The organism is Buchnera aphidicola (Chaitoregma tattakana), assembly GCF_039370165.1.
Lineage (GTDB): Bacteria > Pseudomonadota > Gammaproteobacteria > Enterobacterales > Enterobacteriaceae > Buchnera_G > Buchnera_G aphidicola_F.
The window spans coordinates 73,320-89,402 of sequence record NZ_CP134991.1 but is presented as its reverse complement, the minus strand read 5'-3'; the positions used below and the strand labels follow the sequence as shown (position 1 = coordinate 89,402).

Genomic DNA, 16,083 nt, shown 5'->3' with positions numbered 1-16,083 from the left:
TTAAAAATAAAAATATATAATGCAAAAAAAATTATTAATACATAATATTTTGAAATATATTCATAAAAAACAAAAAATATTAGTTGCATACAGTGGTGGTTTAGATTCTACTGTTCTATTATATCAATTAATAGAATTAAAAAAAAAAATAAAATTAATAAAAATTAGAGCAATACATATAAATCATAATATGAACAAAAATGCAAACAATTGGAAAAATCATTGTTATAAAGAATGTAAAAAAAATAAAATCGGGTTTATTACACAAAAAATAAAAACTATATATAAAAAAAATATAGAACATTCATTAAGAGAAGAAAGATATAAAATTATTAAAAACAATTTATTAGATAACGAAATTGCTGTTACAGGACATCATTTAAATGATCAATGCGAAACTTTACTATTAGCACTCAAAAGAGGAAGCGGACCTAACGGATTATCTAGCATTAAAGAAGCTATAAAATTTGGACATAACAAACAACTATTAATACGACCATTAATATCAATACAGAAAAAAAAAATTAAAAAATGGGCTGTAGAAAAAAAACTTAAATGGATAAGTGATACTAGTAACTCAAATATAAAATTTGAAAGAAATTTTATTAGACTCAAAATAATACCTATAATAGAAAAAAAATGGCCTAATTTTTCAAAAAATTTTTATAGAACATCACTAATATGTCAAAAAAATGAAAAAGTAATACATTTTTTTATAAAACCAATATTAAAAATGTGCAAAATAGATAATACCAAGATACAAATAGATAAAATAAAAATGTATCCTATAGAAGTAGGAATACTAATAATTAGAAAATGGATATATACTCTAATAAAAAAATTTATATCATACAAAAAAGTATATCAGATATATAAAGATTTTATTTTGTGTAAAGAACATAAATCTTCTAAAATAAATTTTAAAAAACATAAAATACAAAAATATAAAAATATTATAATTTACACAAAAATTGCACCGGAACTAAAAAACACTATAATTTTTTGTCATTATCCTTTCAAAAAAATAACTCTTCCTAATAATCTAGGCAAATTAGAAATAAATAAACATGGTATGAAAATACCACATCCTAAAAAAACTGATTTAATAAATATAAGATTTCAATTTCAAGGTATTATAAAAATTGACCAAAGAAACAAATCCTGTAAAATAAAAAAAATATGGAAGGAACTAAAGATATCAAGTTTATATAAAAATAAAATCCCATTGCTATTTTACAATACAACATTTATATCTGCTATAGGTCTTTTCATAGTAGTTAACAAAAAAACTATTAAAAAGAAATGTTGGAAATTATCATGGAAAAATAATATATAAAAAAAATACTATATTTAAATAAGTTTATAAAAATCTTTAATTTTTACTCTTTTATATAAAAATTTTACATTATTAATTTTATGATCAAACAATGGTTGTGCTAGATTTTTAAAATCTAATTTCGAATTTAGAAAATATTCTACTCTATTTGACAATTTTGGTAATATAGGTTTCATATATGTCATTATTATTCTAAAAAAATTTATTCCAGTAGAACAAACATCTTGTACATAGTTCATATTTTTATATTGTATAAAACGCCAAGGAGCTTTATCATTAATATAAGAATTTGCAAAATTAGAAATTTTTAAAATTTCAGAAATTACATCTCTATATTTCATATTTTTAAAAAATAAATTAATTTTATTAAATTTATTTAAAAAATTTCTATACTCTAATATGTTAGAAGCTTTTTTATATAACATACCATGAAAATATTTGTTTATAAAACTAGCATTACGAGTAGCTAAATTTATTATTTTATTTACTAATCCTGAATTAATACTATTCACAAAATCTTTTGCATTAATGTTAATGTCTTCTATATTATTAGAAATTTTAGATGCATAATAATATCTTAAACTATCAGAATCAAAATTTTTATACCAATTTTTAGCAGTTATTAAATGTTTTGTAGATTTAGACATTTTTCTATCGTTAATCTTAACATAACCATGTACATATATTTTAGTAGGTTTTCTAAAAGATATCGCATTTAATATAGCAGGCCAAAATATGCTATGAAAATAAATTATATCCTTACCTATAAAATGATACAGTTTAGTATTACTATTTTCATCCCAAAATTCATTAAAATTTATATTTCTTTCTGAACACAACTTTTTAAATGTACTAATATATCCTATTGGAGCATCTAACCATACATAAAAATATTTTTTTTTATATCCTGGTATTTTAAAACCGAAATATGGATAATCTCTAGATATATTCCAATCCCTTAAACCTATTTCAAACCATTCTACAACTTTTTTAGAAACATCTTTTTCTAAGACATTAGAAAGTAGCATTTTTTTTATTTTATTTTCAAAAAGAGAAATATTAAAAAACACTTGTAAAGTTCTTTTTAGAATCGGAACATTACCAGAAACAACAGAAATAGGATTTATTAATTCTAAAACTGAATAAAACGATCCACATGATGTGCAACTATCACCAAATTCACTACTACTATTACAAACAGGACATGTGCCATTTATATACCTGTCAGGTAAAAACATTTTACTGCTTTCATCAAAAAATTGATTAACAAATTTTTCTGAAATCATTTTTTTTGTCTTCAATATATCAAAAACTTTTAAAACAAATCTTAAATTTTCTTTAGAATGTGTAGAATGATATATGTCATGTGATATATCAAAATTGTAAAAATCTTTTTTATGATCTTCCAAAACAGTTTTTATTAAAAATTCCTCGGAAATATTTTTTTCTTGTGCTTTTAACATTATAGCAGTACCATGGGCATCATCTGCACATATAAACCACACATCATTTTTTTTCATTTTTTGATATCTTACAAAAATATCAGCTTGAATGTGTTCTAATAAATGACCTATATGTATAGGACCATTTGCATAAGGTAAGGCGCAAGTTACCAAAATTTTTTTTTTCATATTGTAATATTCACATAATAATTATAATAAACATAATTTTTAAACAAATAAAATAATTTTTATAGCTACAATTTTATTCATATTTTTACAGCTAAAAAATATTTTTAAAATGTTTAAAAATTATTTTGTAAAAAAAATTAGATCCAAATAGTATGAAAAGTCCCTAAAGAATCTATTCTTTCATATCCATGAGATCCAAAAAAATCTCTTTGTGCTTGTATAAGGTTAGAAGATAATTTTTTTGATCTATAACTATCATAATAAGAAATTGCAGAACAAAATGCAGGAATAGACAGACCGCTATTTACTGATATAGATATAATATTTCTTAAAGAATTTTGATACTTACACAGCACTTCTGAAAAATACTCATCTAATAATAAATTTTTTAAATCTTTATTTTTTTTATACGCATTTACAATATTATTTAAAAATTTTGCTCTAATAATACATCCAGATCGAAATATTTTAGCAATATTTTCATAATTTAAATTCCATTTATTTTTTATAGAAATCAAATATAATTGAGAAAAACCTTGTGCATAAGAAATTATTTTACTAAAATATAAAGATCTTCGTAAATCTTCTATAAAATTTGTTTTATTATTTATTATATGTAACCCTTTAGGACCATATAAAATTTTAGAAGCTTTATTTCTTTCATCCTGTAAAGAAGATATATATCTATATAATACAGATTCTGTTATTAAAGATAAAGGAGCTTCAAGGTCTAAAGCATTCTGACATACCCATTTTCCAGTGCCTTTATTTCTAGCAACATCTGAAATTAAATCTAATAAATACATTCCATTTTTATCTCTTTTTAAAAGAATTTTTTTCGTAATTTCTATCAAATAACTATTTAATTCTCCTTTGTTCCATTTATCAAATATGTCTGAAATTTTTTTGTTATCAATTTTCAATAAATTTTTTAATATAAAATAAGCTTCAGATATAATTTGCATATCTCCATATTCTATACCATTATGAACCATTTTTAAATAGTGCCCAGATCCATTAGGTCCTATATAATCTACGCAAGGAGATCCTCTATATTTTGCCGATATATTTAAAAAAATAGATTTAACTAAATTATATACATGTTTTTTACAGCCGGGCATTATTGATGGACCTAATAAAGCCCCCATTTCTCCACCAGAAATTCCAGCACCTATAAACTTTATATTTAAAGTTTCTAAATGTTTTTCTCTTCTTATAGTATCTTTATAAAACGAGTTTCCTAAATCTATTATTATGTCATCTTTTTCTAAATATGATACAATATTATTAATTATTTGATCTGTAGCTATGCCAGATTTTATCATTAAAAAAATTTTTCTAGGTTTTTCTATAGAAAAAATAAACTCTTTTAAATTATCAAAGCAAAAAATATTCTTTTTAGGATTTTCTATAACAATTTTTTTAGATTTTTCAAAAGATCTATTAAATATAGATACAAAATATCCATTTCTTTCTAAATTTAAACATAAATTTTTACCCATAACTGACATACCTATAATACCTAAATCTTTTTTTTGCATATAAATTTTCCTATGTAAAAAAATGTTAACAAAAACAAATTTATTAAGAAATATATTTTTTTTAATCAACTTTATTCCTATTCAGCAAATTATTTATAACTTTTTTCATATTTAAATCTTTATAATGTATCAATACTAATAAATGATATATAAGATCAGATACTTCATCAATAAATCTAATATTATTTTTGCCTAAAGAAGATAACACAGTTTCTATAGCTTCTTCTCCTACTTTTTGCGCTATTCTTTCTATACCACTATTATATAATTTATGAGTATAAGAATTTTTAAAAAAGTTTTTTCTTTTTTCTATTATATCTTCAAGTTTATATAAAAAGTCAAAACAAGTACGTTTATAATCAAAACAACTAATTTTATTTAAATGACAAGTTTTTCCTATAGGATCTGACAAAATTAATATACTGTCTAAGTCACAATCTAAAATAATGTCTAAAACTTTTAAATAATTTCCTGATTTTTCTCCTTTAGTCCACAATCTATTTTTTACTCTAGAGTAAAATGTTATAACTTTTTTTTTAATTGTCATATTTAAAGCTTCACGATTCATATATCCTAGCATTAAAACTTTTCCAGAAAAATTATTTTGCACTACCACGGGGATCATACCATGTACTTTATTCCAATCAATAGATGACACAACTCTTTTTCTAATCATAATCTAACTTCTATACCTTTTTTAAACAAAAATTTTTTTAATTTGTTAATATGTATTTTTTTATTATGGAAAACTGATGCAGCCAAAGCTCCATCTACATTAGATTCATTAAAAACGTCATAAAAATGTTTGTAAGTTCCTGCACCACTAGAAGCAATCAAAGGAATTTTACAAATTTTTCTAATTTTGTTCAATTGCTTTATATCATATCCTTGATTTAACCCATCAAAATTGATTACATTTAAAACTATTTCTCCAGCACCTAGTTTTTGTACTTTTTTTACCCAATCTAATGTATATAAATTAGTATTAACAATTTTTTTAGAATCACCAGTATACTTAAATACAAAATATTTTTTTTTTTTAGCATCAAAAATAGAATCAATACCAACAACCACACATTGACTTCCAAATTTGTCAGCCAGTCTGCTTATCAAGCATGGATCATCTATAGCTGGAGAATTTATAGAAATTTTATCTGCTCCATTAGAAAGAATTATATTTGCATCAGTAACACTCTTAATGCCACCTGCTACACAAAATGGTAAATTTAAAATTTCTGCAATTTTATATATTAAATTTTTACTTGCAACCTTATTTTCTGTATATGCAGTGATATCATAAAAAACTAGTTCATCAGCATTTTCGCTCATATATCTTTTTACTAAAGTAAATATATCTTCACAAATTATTTTATGGTTTCTGAACTTTATACCTTTAACAACATTACCATTTTTTATGTCTAAACAAGGAATTATTCTTTTTGCCAACATGCAATAGCCTCTGAAATATTAAACCTTTTTTCTAATAAAGCTCTTCCCACTATTACAGAAGATACATTAGTACACTTAATATTCTCTATATCTTTTATTGAACTTATACCTCCGGAAGCTTGTATTCTTAAATCATAGAATTTTCTAGTAATATTTTTATATAAATTAAAATTTGGTCCATCTAATGTGCCATCTTTGTTAATATCCGTACACAACAAATGTTTTAACCCTATTTTTTTATACTCATATATTAACTTAATCATATCTTTTCCAGTGCTCTTAACCCACCCATTTATTTTTATTTCACTAAAAGTATTTTGTCTATAAACAACATCTACCGCAAGAACTAAATTATTACTATATTTTGTGAACCATTTTTTAGTTTCATAAATATTAGTGACAGCTGAAGAACCTATAACTATTCTACTAACTCCTAATGCTAATAAATCTTCTATTTCTTTTATACTTCTAATACCACCCCCTATTTGTATTGGTAAATCAATTTTTTTTATGATCTTTTCTACTAATTTTATTTGTCTATTTTTAGGATTTCTACTACCAGACAAATCTACTATATGAAGTATTTTAGCGCCACCTAACTTATATTTTTCAGCTAAATTAAATAAATCATAATCATAAAATTTAACTTGTTTATAGTTTCCTTTATATAATCTTACTATATTATTATCTAAAATATCTAATGATGGAATTATCATATTTTTTACACCAGTAAAAAGTTTTTTAATAAAATTGATCCATAAAATCCTGATTTTTCTGGATGAAATTGCACTCCAAAAAAATTTTGTACTTTAATTGCAGAACTAAAAAACTGCCCATAAAAAGTTTTAGAAATAGTACTTTTATTTATAGGTATTACATAACTATGTACAAAATAAAATCTTTCTCCTTGTGGAACATTTCTAAACAAAACATTATTATTATGAACTATACTATTCCACCCTATATGCGGGACTGGTAAACCATAAGATTTTATAAACATAGACGAGCTATTCATAATATTTAAAGTACTTGTAACAGAACCACCCTTTCCTTCTTCACTATATTTTCCAAATAACTGCATTCCTAAACAAATTCCTAGTACAGGATTCTTATAATTTACAATTGTCTTTTCAAGTTTTTTTTTTTTTATAAAATTCATTACACGGTGAGCGTTACCAATACCAGGCAAAAATAATTTTTTAGAATTTCTAATTTTTTTTAAATTATCTGAAACTAAAACATTATATCCTAATCTGTTAATAGCAAGTTTTAAGGAGGATATGTTAGAAGATCCTGTATTTACTATCACTATGTCTCTAATCACAGTAATACCCCTTTAGAACTTTGCACGATATTAGAAGTTATAAATATTGCATTACGAAAAGCAACCCCAAAAGACTTAAAAATACTTTCACATATATGATGATCATTTTCTCCATTAGATTTTATATGTATAGTACTCCTCATAGAATAACTCAAAGAAGAAAAAAAATGTTTTACCATATTAAGATTAAAATTTCCTAAAAATACATTGTTTAAATTAGATATAAAATGTATATATGGTCTTCCTGAAATGTCTAACACACATCTAGAAATGCTTTCATCCATAGGAACTATACCAAAACCAAATCTATTAATTCCAACTCTTTTCTGTATAGTTTTGAAAAGAGCTTGCCCTAGAGTTATTGCTACATCTTCAACGGTATGATGATCATCTACACATATATCTCCTACAGATTTTATTTTCAAAAAAATTCTAGAATGAAAAGCAAACTGACATAGCATATGATCAAAAAATTTTATTCCAGTGTTTATATTACTGTCAATATATTTTTCTAAATTAAGTGTTACTTTTACTTTAGTTTCTTTGGTTTTTCTTCTTATAATTATAAAATTATTATTATTTATTATTTTTTTTTCTATTTTATTCCAATCATAATGTTTTTTACCATACAATATTCCTTGAATACCAATATTTTCTGCTAATTTTATGTCCGTTTCTCTATCTCCTATAACAAAACTATTCTCCATGTCTACATTATATTTTTTGAAAATTGGAATTAACATTTCAGTTTTAGGCTTTCTACATTTACAATTGTCAGAAATGTAATGAGGACAAATTAAAATTTCGCAAAATTTTATTTCTTGAGAAAGAAAAACATCTATAATAAAATTTTGTATTAAATAAAATTTACTATTAGGAAACTCTTTTGTTCCTAACCCATCTTGATTTGTAATCATAACAAATTTATAATTATGATTTTTTAAATTTAATAGAGACGAAAATACATTTTTTTTAAACTTTAGCTTATTAAATGAATCTACCTTAAAATCTACAGCAGGCTCATCAATTATAGTTCCATCTCTATCTATAAATAAAAATTTATTTTTCATAAAGTAACATACTCTCAATTAAATTATACTACTAGTTTTGCAAGAAATTTTTTTTAACTGACAAATTAATTTTTTACATTCTAGTTTTGTTCCTACAGAAATTCTGATACAATTTTCTAAATTTAATTTTTCACTTTGGTCTCTCAAAATAATTCCACTGCAATTTGTTTTTTTTAAAACGTGTTTTGAATGAAAACATTTTATTAAAATGTAATTAGCATAAGTTTTAAAGACCTTTTTTATACATTTTATGCGTTTCAATTTCTTAAATAACCAATTCTTATTATTATTTATTTCTAACACCGCTTTTTTAATAAACTCTATATAACTAGATCTAAGTGATTTCTCTACTATATTACAAACAGGAGAAGGAATTGGATAAGGCGCTATAAATGTTTTTAAAATTTTTATAATTTTACTATTTGCTATAGAAAACCCACATCTAGCCCCAGCTAATCCAAATGCTTTAGACATAGTTCTAAGAACTATTAAATTAGGATACTTTTCTATTAAGTTAATCACGCTTTTATATAAACAAAATTCTATATATGCCTCATCTACTATTACTAAAGAGTTGTTACAAGAAATATTTAATATATTTATTAAAACTTCTTCAGGCATAATATCTCCAGTAGGATTATTTGGTCTACATATATATATTAACTTTAAAAATTTTAAATTTTTTTTAATAATATTATAATCAAAATCATTATAATCTTTTATAAACACTTTAATAGATTGTACATTAAAAATTTCTGAAGATATTCTATACATATCATAAGTAGGTGGAAAATACATTATTTTATCTAAAAATGGCTTACAAAAAATTTTTGTAATTAGTTCAATAGATTCGTCTATTCCTCTACTTATTAAAATATTATCTACTTTTATACCTGCATATTTAGCATATTTAAAAATTATATTTTTAGGTTGTGGATCTGGATATCTATTCAAATTTTTGCTAATAGTAATAAACTGTTTTCTAAAAGGTGATTCATTTGCATTAAGCCAAATGTCTCCTTTTACACACATATTCCTTGCAGATTTATATGGAACAAATTTATCAAAATCAAATTTTACTAGTTTTTTGAAGTTCAAAATTTTTGGTTTCCTTTAAATATTTATTTCGAATTTTAATAGACCTTTCATGACCATCTAGACCTTCTGAATTAGACAAAATTTCTACAGTATTAGAAACTTTTAAAAATCCTTTACATGTTAATTCTTGAATTGTAATATTTTTTATAAAATCTTTCAATCCAATCCCAGAAACAGAAGAAGCGTATCCATATGTAGGTAAAACATGATTTGTGCCAGAACAATAATCTCCAATAGCTACAGCCGACCAAGACCCTAAAAATATAGAACCAGCATTTTCTACATACTTTAATAAAACATTATAATTTTCAGAATATATAGATAAATGCTCAGGAGCATAAATATTAGAAATATGTATACATTTCAGCAAATCTTTTGAAAAAATAAACTTACTATTTAATAAAGATGCTTTGACAATAGCCTTCCTTGGTAAATCCAATATTTGTAAATTAATTTCTTTATAAACTTTTTTAATAAGACTAATACTATTTGATAAAAGAATAGTATGAGAATCTTTTCCATGTTCTAATTGTGCTATTAGATCAGAAGCTATAAATCCTGCATTAGAATACTTATCTGCAATTATAACTAGTTCAGACGGACCTGCTAACATATCAATACTTACTCCTAAATTCATTTTACTAACTTGATTTTTAGCTTCTGTAACATAAAAATTGCCAGGACCAAAAATTTTATCTACTTTTGCGATAGAATTAGTTCCAAAAGCCATAGCTGCAATTGCTTGTGCACCTCCAACTTGAAATACATTTTTAATATTACAAATTTTAGCAGTATATAATAACTCGTTACTAATACTAGGAGGTGAACAAACAACTATGTTTTTACATCCTGCAATTTTAGCTGGTATACACAGCATTAACATTGTAGAAAACAGATTTGATCTAACTCCCTTTGGTATATAAATTCCAACATTAGATATTGGCTTTTCTATATATCTACAATTAATTCCATGTTCTATTAAAATAGATGTTTTTTTATACCTTTTTTGTAAATTATGAAATTTTTCTATATTTTTTTTAGCATGTAAAATAGATTTTTTAAACATTTTGCTTACTAAAATATCTTCTTCTTTAATTTTATCACAATTTATCTTTATTTCAGTCAATTTAATTTTATCTAATAAAAAGTTGTATTTATGTACTGCTAAATCTCCAGATTTTTTTACATTATTTAAAATTTTTTTAACATCTCTTTTAACCTTTTTAGAATATGAAAAAGAAGGCCTAACTAAAACATTTTTTTTTTCTAAATCACTCATCTTATCCCAATAGTATATATTTATATCAATATTCATTAATAAATTACTCCAGCATTTTTTCAATAGGAAGCACTAATATAGATTTAGCTCCAAGATTTTTTAATTTTTCCATAGTTTTCCAAAATATTGACTCTCTACTTACAATATGAATAGCAACTATACTATTTTTTCCAGATAACTGATATATAGTAGGTTTAGAAGAAAAGGGAAATAGTCTAACTACATCATTAATTTTAGACGCAGATATTCTTAACATAATATATTTAGATTCTCTAGCTTTTACAACACCATTTATCCTAGATATAAATGTATTGACTATATCTCTTTTAAATACACTTGTATTATAACCATTTGATATAATACAAGCGCTCGAATTATGTATTACTTTAACCTCTTTTAATCCATTAGAAACTAAAGCTTCACCTGTAGATACTAAATCAAAAATAGCATCAGCTAACCCAGCTCGAATAGCTACTTCTACAGATCCATTTAACTTGCATAGTTTAAAAGATATATTTTTCTTATCAAAATATTTTTTTAATATATAAGGATAAGAAGTAGCTATTCTCAATTTATTTAAACATGATATACCACTATATTTCTTTTCTGTAGGTATACCTATAGATAATCTACAAACACCAAAATCTAAATGTTTCAATATTTTAAAAGAAATTTTTTCAAGTTTGAATGTTCTCTTTAACACCTCTTCTTCCAAAACATTTCTTCCAACAATACCCAAATCTACTATTCCATCTATCACTAAACCTGGTATATCATCATCACGAACACACATAACATCAATTGGCATGTTTTCCGAAAAAGATATTAATTTATTCTTTTGAAAATTAACTTTTATATCACAATTGTGTAACAATTTTCTGGAATCTTTACTCAATCTTCCAGATTTTTGTATAGCTATCTTTAACTTTTTATCATACATTTGAAAATCCTCATTTTAAAATTAAAAAATTTAAATATTTATAAAAGTTTAAAATCTTTCTAAGTATTCATAATGTTCTTAAATATACTATAATTTTTTATAAGACAATATATAAACAGTTTCACAATATTTTTTTTAAAAATAGTTATAACATAATAAAGATATATTTATAAAAATTTAAATAAAAACAATTGTAATAACTTTATTACATTATTATACTAAATTTCTATTATTACAAAAATAGATGCACTTTTGCCAAAAAATCTTGGAGATTCATGAAAAGCAACAATATCTGGATGGTTAGAAAGCCACAAAGGTATCTTGTCTTTTAGGATTTCTTTCCCATGACCATGAATTATACTTATGTAAGAAATTTTTTTTTTATAACAAATAGTAAATAAATTAGCTAATTCCATCTTAGTTTCTAATATATTCATACCATGAACGTCTAAAATAATTTCGGGAAAAAAATTTCCTATTTTAAGCTCTTTTAATTTTTTTATAAAACGATTTGACCTCACATATCTAATTGGTTTGTATGATAGATTTACATTCAACTTCCCATCAGAGAAGAAATGTTTATGAAAATCTTTTTCAAAACATTTTTTCTTATCAATTTTTTTTTTATGAAAAACCATTTTTTTATGATAAAAAATATTATCTTGAACTACTTTTTTAATGTTTACAAACGATTTTCTAAAAAGACATAAATCATTTGAAGAAATAAACTTTTTTGAACTCATAGATTTCTTAAAGATATAATAAAAAATAATTGGTTAATTATATAATATTACAATTATAAAAGTATTTTACATAAAAAATATATATTTTTTATAAAATAAAAAAATTACTTAAACTAACAAATTATGTATATAATATCTAAATAAATTTATGTTAAACATATTTAATGAGAGTGATAATGTCTGGAAATACAATAGGAAAAATATTTTGCGTTACAACATATGGAGAATCCCATGGTCATTCTTTAGGATGCATAATAGATGGAATGCCTCCAAGAATAAAAATTTCAGAAAAATATATACAATCTGAATTAAATAGAAGGAGACCAGGTAGTTCAAGATATACTACTCAAAGACAAGAAAAAGATAAAATTAAAATACTTTCAGGAATGCTGAATGGTAAAACTACAGGTACTAGCATAGGTCTAATTATATATAACAAAGATCAAAGAGAAAAAGATTATGATTCAATAAAAAATATATATAGACCAGGACATGCAGATTATACATATCAAAAAAAATATGGAATTAGAGATTATAGAGGAGGAGGGAGATCTTCTGCTAGAGAAACGTGTATGAGAGTTGCAGCTGGAGCGTTTGCAAAAAAATATCTATCTATAAAACATAACATTAAAATAAGAGGATATTTAAAACAAATAGGAGAATTGTCCTGCAATATTAAAGATTGGAAAACTGTTGAAAAAAACCCATTTTTTTGTGGAGATCCAAATAAAATTGATAAAATTAAAACTATTATAAAAAATATAAAAAAAGAAGGAAATTCTATTGGAGCCAAAATAACAATAATCTCCGAAAACGTTCCAGCTGGGTTAGGTCAGCCAGTATTTGACAAATTAGATGCAGACTTATCACATGCTTTAATGGGTATAAATGCTGTTAAATCAGTAGAAATAGGAGATGGTTCTAAAGTATCATTTCAAAAAGGCTCATATAATAGAGACGAAATGTGCAAAAATGGATTTAAATCTAATCATGCAGGAGGAATTTTAGGGGGAATTAGCAATGGAGAAAATATCATAACAACAATATCATTAAAACCAACATCTAGTATTAAAATAAGTGGTAAAACTATAAACAAACATAATCAAAATACTAATATAATAGTTAAAGGAAGACACGATCCATGTGTAGGAATTAGAGCTGTTCCAATAGCAGAAGCTATGATAGCAATTGTTATAATGGATCACGTATTAAGAAATACAGCACAATGTAGTAAATAAAAAGAACATATTTTCATAATATTTTTAAATAATGTACGTATTTTATTATATTAATATCCAAAAATTGTATTAAACTTATACAAAATAGTATAAATCGCTATTTAAAACATCTTAAATATATTTAAAACTACATTTTTTTCATAAAAATATGTTCTGCTGAAAGAGAGAATTTATATGTTTAATGGAAGCATTGTTGCCTTAATAACTCCTATGAAAATTAATGGAGATATTTGCTATAAAGACCTAAAAAAACTAGTAAATTACCATATTAAAAACAATACTAAAGCTATAGTATCTGTTGGTACTACTGGTGAATCTGCAACTCTTACTCAAGATGAACACTATAATGTAATTATAAAAACAGTAAAGTACGCAAAAAAAAAAATACCTATAATAGCTGGAACAGGATCGAATTCTACAAGTGAATCAATAGAATTAACAAAAAAATTAGAGAATTCTGGAATATCTGCATGCTTAAGTGTAGTTCCATACTATAATAAACCAACACAAGAAGGAATGTTTAAGCATTTTAAAAAAATTTCAGAGAATACTAATATTCCACAAATACTATATAACATACCGCAACGAACTGGATCAGATTTATTGTCTGAAACTGTTATAAAGCTTTCTAAAATAGAAAATATAATAGGAATAAAAGAAGCAAGTGGAGACTTATCCAGAGTAAATAGTATAAAATCATTTGTGAATAAAAATTTTTTATTAATTAGCGGAGATGACATTACAGCATTAGATTTTATTAAATTAGGAGGAAAAGCTGTAATATCAGTAACAGCTAATATAAATCCTTACCAAATGTCTAAAATGTGTAAATATGCAATAAATAATAATTTTAAAAAAGCTAGAAAAATACATCATAAGTTGAGCGCATTAAATAAAATGTTATTTATAGAAACTAACCCAATACCAATAAAATGGTTAGCTAAAAAAATTGGATTAATTAATTGCAATAAGATAAGATTACCTTTAACAAAATTATCTAAAAAAAACATAAACCTTTTTAATATCTTGTTAGAAAATAAATATAAAAATTGTAAACAATATGATATCTTTTAAAAATATTTTTTTTAAAATATGATTTTTAAAGTAAAAATATTTTCTTAAAAAAAATACACAGAGTATCAAATTAATACTCTGTGTATTAGAAAATAATCATATTAAAAAGTTTATAAAAGATAAAATACAAAAAATAAACATAAATATTTTCTATTTTTATATAAAAGTTATGTTAATAGTTTTTTAATCGTTTCTTTATAAATTATACTCAACTTTTTTAAATCAGATATTTTTGAAAATTCATTAGTCTTATGTATAGTCTTGTTTATAAGCCCTAATTCTATAATTTCAGAATTCATTTTATGAATAAATCTTCCATCTGAAGTTCCCCCTGAAGTACACACTTTTGGCTCTTTTCTATTAAAAAATTTTATAGTATCTTTAACAGCTTGTAAAAGATTACCATCTTTTGTAATAAAAGAATTTCCAGATAACTTCCAATTTATAGAATATTTTATATCGTGTAATTTTAATAACATTATGACGCTAGATTTTATAAATTCTATACTAGTCTTATAACTAAATCTGAAATTTATTTTTGTAAATAAGCTATCTGAGATAACATTTTCTACTACTGGATCTGAAAATATTTTATAAACTTGAACAACAGTTCTTTCATCAGCATTTTTTATGTTCTCATTCCAATTAAATTTAGTTAAATCATTAATAAATAAACAAGCTTTATGTATTAAATTTTCAGAAAATTTAGTATATGCAATGTGTCTTATTGTACCTATAAAATATATGTATACATGCAAAGATCCTCGTCTACCATTTTTTATTGTATCTCCCAATACATCTATACTAGTAGGCTCTCCTACTATACAGTAGTCTATTTTTTCTTTTTTTTTAATCAATTTGTTCACAACTTTTTTAATTCCATTTTTTGCGCTTCCTTCTTCATCAGAAGTTAACAGAATAGTAATTCTTCCATTCATACTATTTCTGTATTCATATAAAAACTCTTTTACAGATGCTATGAACGCAGATATAGCTCCTTTCATATCTACAACTCCTCTACCAAAAATGTTGTTTTTATAAATAGTAGGGACAAATGGATTAAACTTCCATTTAGACAAATCTCCAGGAGGAACTACATCTGTATGACCTAAAAAATTAATAGTTTTTCCTTGTCTATTACCTATTTCAGCCCACATATTTTTGGTATCTTGTATATCAAAATTAACTATAGAAAATCCTATTTTACATAATTCATTAGATATAATTTTTTGACACCCCATATCATCAGGACTAATAGATGGAGCATAAACTAACTTTTTCAAAAGTTTTAAAATAAAAAAAGACATTAGTATTCCTAATAATAAAGTTTACTATTATAAAACAATTAAAAAAAATATAA

At 23.5% G+C, this 16,083-nt stretch carries 15 protein-coding genes; 3 read left to right on the top strand and 12 right to left on the bottom strand.

Annotation, left to right across the window (positions count from 1 at the left end; translation table 11 throughout):
- Positions 1-19: 19 nt before the first annotated feature.
- Positions 20-1,336, top strand: a complete 1,317-nt coding sequence (tilS, locus tag RJI84_RS00440; protein ID WP_343189166.1) for a tRNA lysidine(34) synthetase TilS — start codon at positions 20-22, stop codon at positions 1,334-1,336.
- 14 nt (positions 1,337-1,350) lie between these two features.
- Here the strand turns inward: tilS and metG are convergent, their stop codons facing one another.
- The 11 genes from metG to smrB all read right to left on the bottom strand — a co-directional run bounded on the left by metG (position 1,351) and on the right by smrB (position 12,411).
- Positions 1,351-2,967: a methionine--tRNA ligase gene (gene metG, locus RJI84_RS00435; RefSeq protein WP_343189165.1), complete on the bottom strand. Its 1,617-nt coding sequence runs from the start codon at positions 2,965-2,967 to the stop codon at positions 1,351-1,353.
- Between the two features lie 137 nt (positions 2,968-3,104).
- A complete protein-coding gene (gene gndA / locus RJI84_RS00430) occupies positions 3,105-4,508 on the bottom strand; it encodes an NADP-dependent phosphogluconate dehydrogenase (RefSeq protein WP_343189164.1) in 1,404 nt (467 codons plus the stop codon).
- Between the two features lie 61 nt (positions 4,509-4,569).
- Positions 4,570-5,184, bottom strand: coding sequence for a bifunctional phosphoribosyl-AMP cyclohydrolase/phosphoribosyl-ATP diphosphatase HisIE (hisIE, locus tag RJI84_RS00425; protein WP_343189163.1), 615 nt, complete (start codon positions 5,182-5,184; stop codon positions 4,570-4,572).
- A complete protein-coding gene (gene hisF / locus RJI84_RS00420) occupies positions 5,181-5,957 on the bottom strand; it encodes an imidazole glycerol phosphate synthase subunit HisF (RefSeq protein ID WP_343189162.1) in 777 nt (258 codons plus the stop codon). The genes hisIE and hisF overlap by 4 nt, the downstream gene beginning before the upstream one ends.
- The gene (gene hisA, locus RJI84_RS00415) at positions 5,939-6,673 is read right to left on the bottom strand and encodes a 1-(5-phosphoribosyl)-5-[(5-phosphoribosylamino)methylideneamino]imidazole-4-carboxamide isomerase (protein ID WP_343189161.1); all 735 of its coding nucleotides are present in this window, start codon (positions 6,671-6,673) and stop codon (positions 5,939-5,941) included. The genes hisF and hisA overlap by 19 nt, the downstream gene beginning before the upstream one ends.
- Before the next feature lie 5 nt (positions 6,674-6,678).
- Positions 6,679-7,278, bottom strand: a complete 600-nt coding sequence (hisH, locus tag RJI84_RS00410) for an imidazole glycerol phosphate synthase subunit HisH (protein ID WP_428994304.1) — start codon at positions 7,276-7,278, stop codon at positions 6,679-6,681.
- Entirely contained in the window at positions 7,278-8,351 is a 1,074-nt protein-coding gene (gene hisB / locus RJI84_RS00405; RefSeq protein WP_343189159.1) for a bifunctional histidinol-phosphatase/imidazoleglycerol-phosphate dehydratase HisB, read from the bottom strand. The genes hisH and hisB overlap by 1 nt, the downstream gene beginning before the upstream one ends.
- 18 nt (positions 8,352-8,369) lie before the next feature.
- A complete protein-coding gene (hisC, locus tag RJI84_RS00400; protein WP_343189158.1) occupies positions 8,370-9,449 on the bottom strand; it encodes a histidinol-phosphate transaminase in 1,080 nt (359 codons plus the stop codon).
- Positions 9,421-10,764 carry a histidinol dehydrogenase gene (hisD, locus tag RJI84_RS00395; RefSeq protein ID WP_343189157.1) on the bottom strand — a complete coding sequence of 448 codons (1,344 nt, stop codon included), beginning with the start codon at positions 10,762-10,764 and terminating at the stop codon, positions 9,421-9,423. Before hisD ends, hisC begins: the two co-directional genes overlap by 29 nt.
- 7 nt (positions 10,765-10,771) lie before the next feature.
- Positions 10,772-11,668 (bottom strand): ATP phosphoribosyltransferase, encoded by an 897-nt coding sequence (hisG, locus tag RJI84_RS00390; RefSeq protein WP_343189156.1) that lies wholly within the window; start codon positions 11,666-11,668, stop codon positions 10,772-10,774.
- 218 nt (positions 11,669-11,886) lie between these two features.
- Positions 11,887-12,411 (bottom strand): endonuclease SmrB, encoded by a 525-nt coding sequence (smrB, locus tag RJI84_RS00385; RefSeq protein ID WP_343189155.1) that lies wholly within the window; start codon positions 12,409-12,411, stop codon positions 11,887-11,889.
- Between the two features lie 176 nt (positions 12,412-12,587).
- Between smrB and aroC the strand changes: the two genes are divergently transcribed.
- Positions 12,588-13,649: a chorismate synthase gene (gene aroC / locus RJI84_RS00380; protein ID WP_343189154.1), complete on the top strand. Its 1,062-nt coding sequence runs from the start codon at positions 12,588-12,590 to the stop codon at positions 13,647-13,649.
- A gap of 174 nt (positions 13,650-13,823) precedes the next feature.
- Positions 13,824-14,723, top strand: a complete 900-nt coding sequence (gene dapA, locus RJI84_RS00375; RefSeq protein WP_343189153.1) for a 4-hydroxy-tetrahydrodipicolinate synthase — start codon at positions 13,824-13,826, stop codon at positions 14,721-14,723.
- A gap of 167 nt (positions 14,724-14,890) precedes the next feature.
- On the opposite strand, the gene dapE is transcribed toward dapA, so the two are convergent.
- On the bottom strand, positions 14,891-16,030 hold the full coding sequence (gene dapE, locus RJI84_RS00370) for a succinyl-diaminopimelate desuccinylase (RefSeq protein ID WP_343189152.1): 1,140 nt from the start codon (positions 16,028-16,030) through the stop codon (positions 14,891-14,893).
- Positions 16,031-16,083 lie beyond the last annotated feature (53 nt).

What these genes read in the sequence shown, in the direction of transcription:
- tilS (WP_343189166.1), top strand. Translation starts at nt 20, where the DNA reads ATGCAAAAAAAATTATTAATACATAATATTTTGAAATATATTCATAAA.
- metG (WP_343189165.1), bottom strand. Translation starts at nt 2,967, where the DNA reads ATGAAAAAAAAAATTTTGGTAACTTGCGCCTTACCTTATGCAAATGGT.
- gndA (WP_343189164.1), bottom strand. Translation starts at nt 4,508, where the DNA reads ATGCAAAAAAAAGATTTAGGTATTATAGGTATGTCAGTTATGGGTAAA.
- hisIE (WP_343189163.1), bottom strand. Translation starts at nt 5,184, where the DNA reads ATGATTAGAAAAAGAGTTGTGTCATCTATTGATTGGAATAAAGTACAT.
- hisF (WP_343189162.1), bottom strand. Translation starts at nt 5,957, where the DNA reads ATGTTGGCAAAAAGAATAATTCCTTGTTTAGACATAAAAAATGGTAAT.
- hisA (WP_343189161.1), bottom strand. Translation starts at nt 6,673, where the DNA reads ATGATAATTCCATCATTAGATATTTTAGATAATAATATAGTAAGATTA.
- hisB (WP_343189159.1), bottom strand. Translation starts at nt 8,351, where the DNA reads ATGAAAAATAAATTTTTATTTATAGATAGAGATGGAACTATAATTGAT.
- hisD (WP_343189157.1), bottom strand. Translation starts at nt 10,764, where the DNA reads ATGAATATTGATATAAATATATACTATTGGGATAAGATGAGTGATTTA.
- hisG (WP_343189156.1), bottom strand. Translation starts at nt 11,668, where the DNA reads ATGTATGATAAAAAGTTAAAGATAGCTATACAAAAATCTGGAAGATTG.
- smrB (WP_343189155.1), bottom strand. Translation starts at nt 12,411, where the DNA reads ATGAGTTCAAAAAAGTTTATTTCTTCAAATGATTTATGTCTTTTTAGA.
- aroC (WP_343189154.1), top strand. Translation starts at nt 12,588, where the DNA reads ATGTCTGGAAATACAATAGGAAAAATATTTTGCGTTACAACATATGGA.
- dapA (WP_343189153.1), top strand. Translation starts at nt 13,824, where the DNA reads ATGTTTAATGGAAGCATTGTTGCCTTAATAACTCCTATGAAAATTAAT.
- dapE (WP_343189152.1), bottom strand. Translation starts at nt 16,030, where the DNA reads ATGTCTTTTTTTATTTTAAAACTTTTGAAAAAGTTAGTTTATGCTCCA.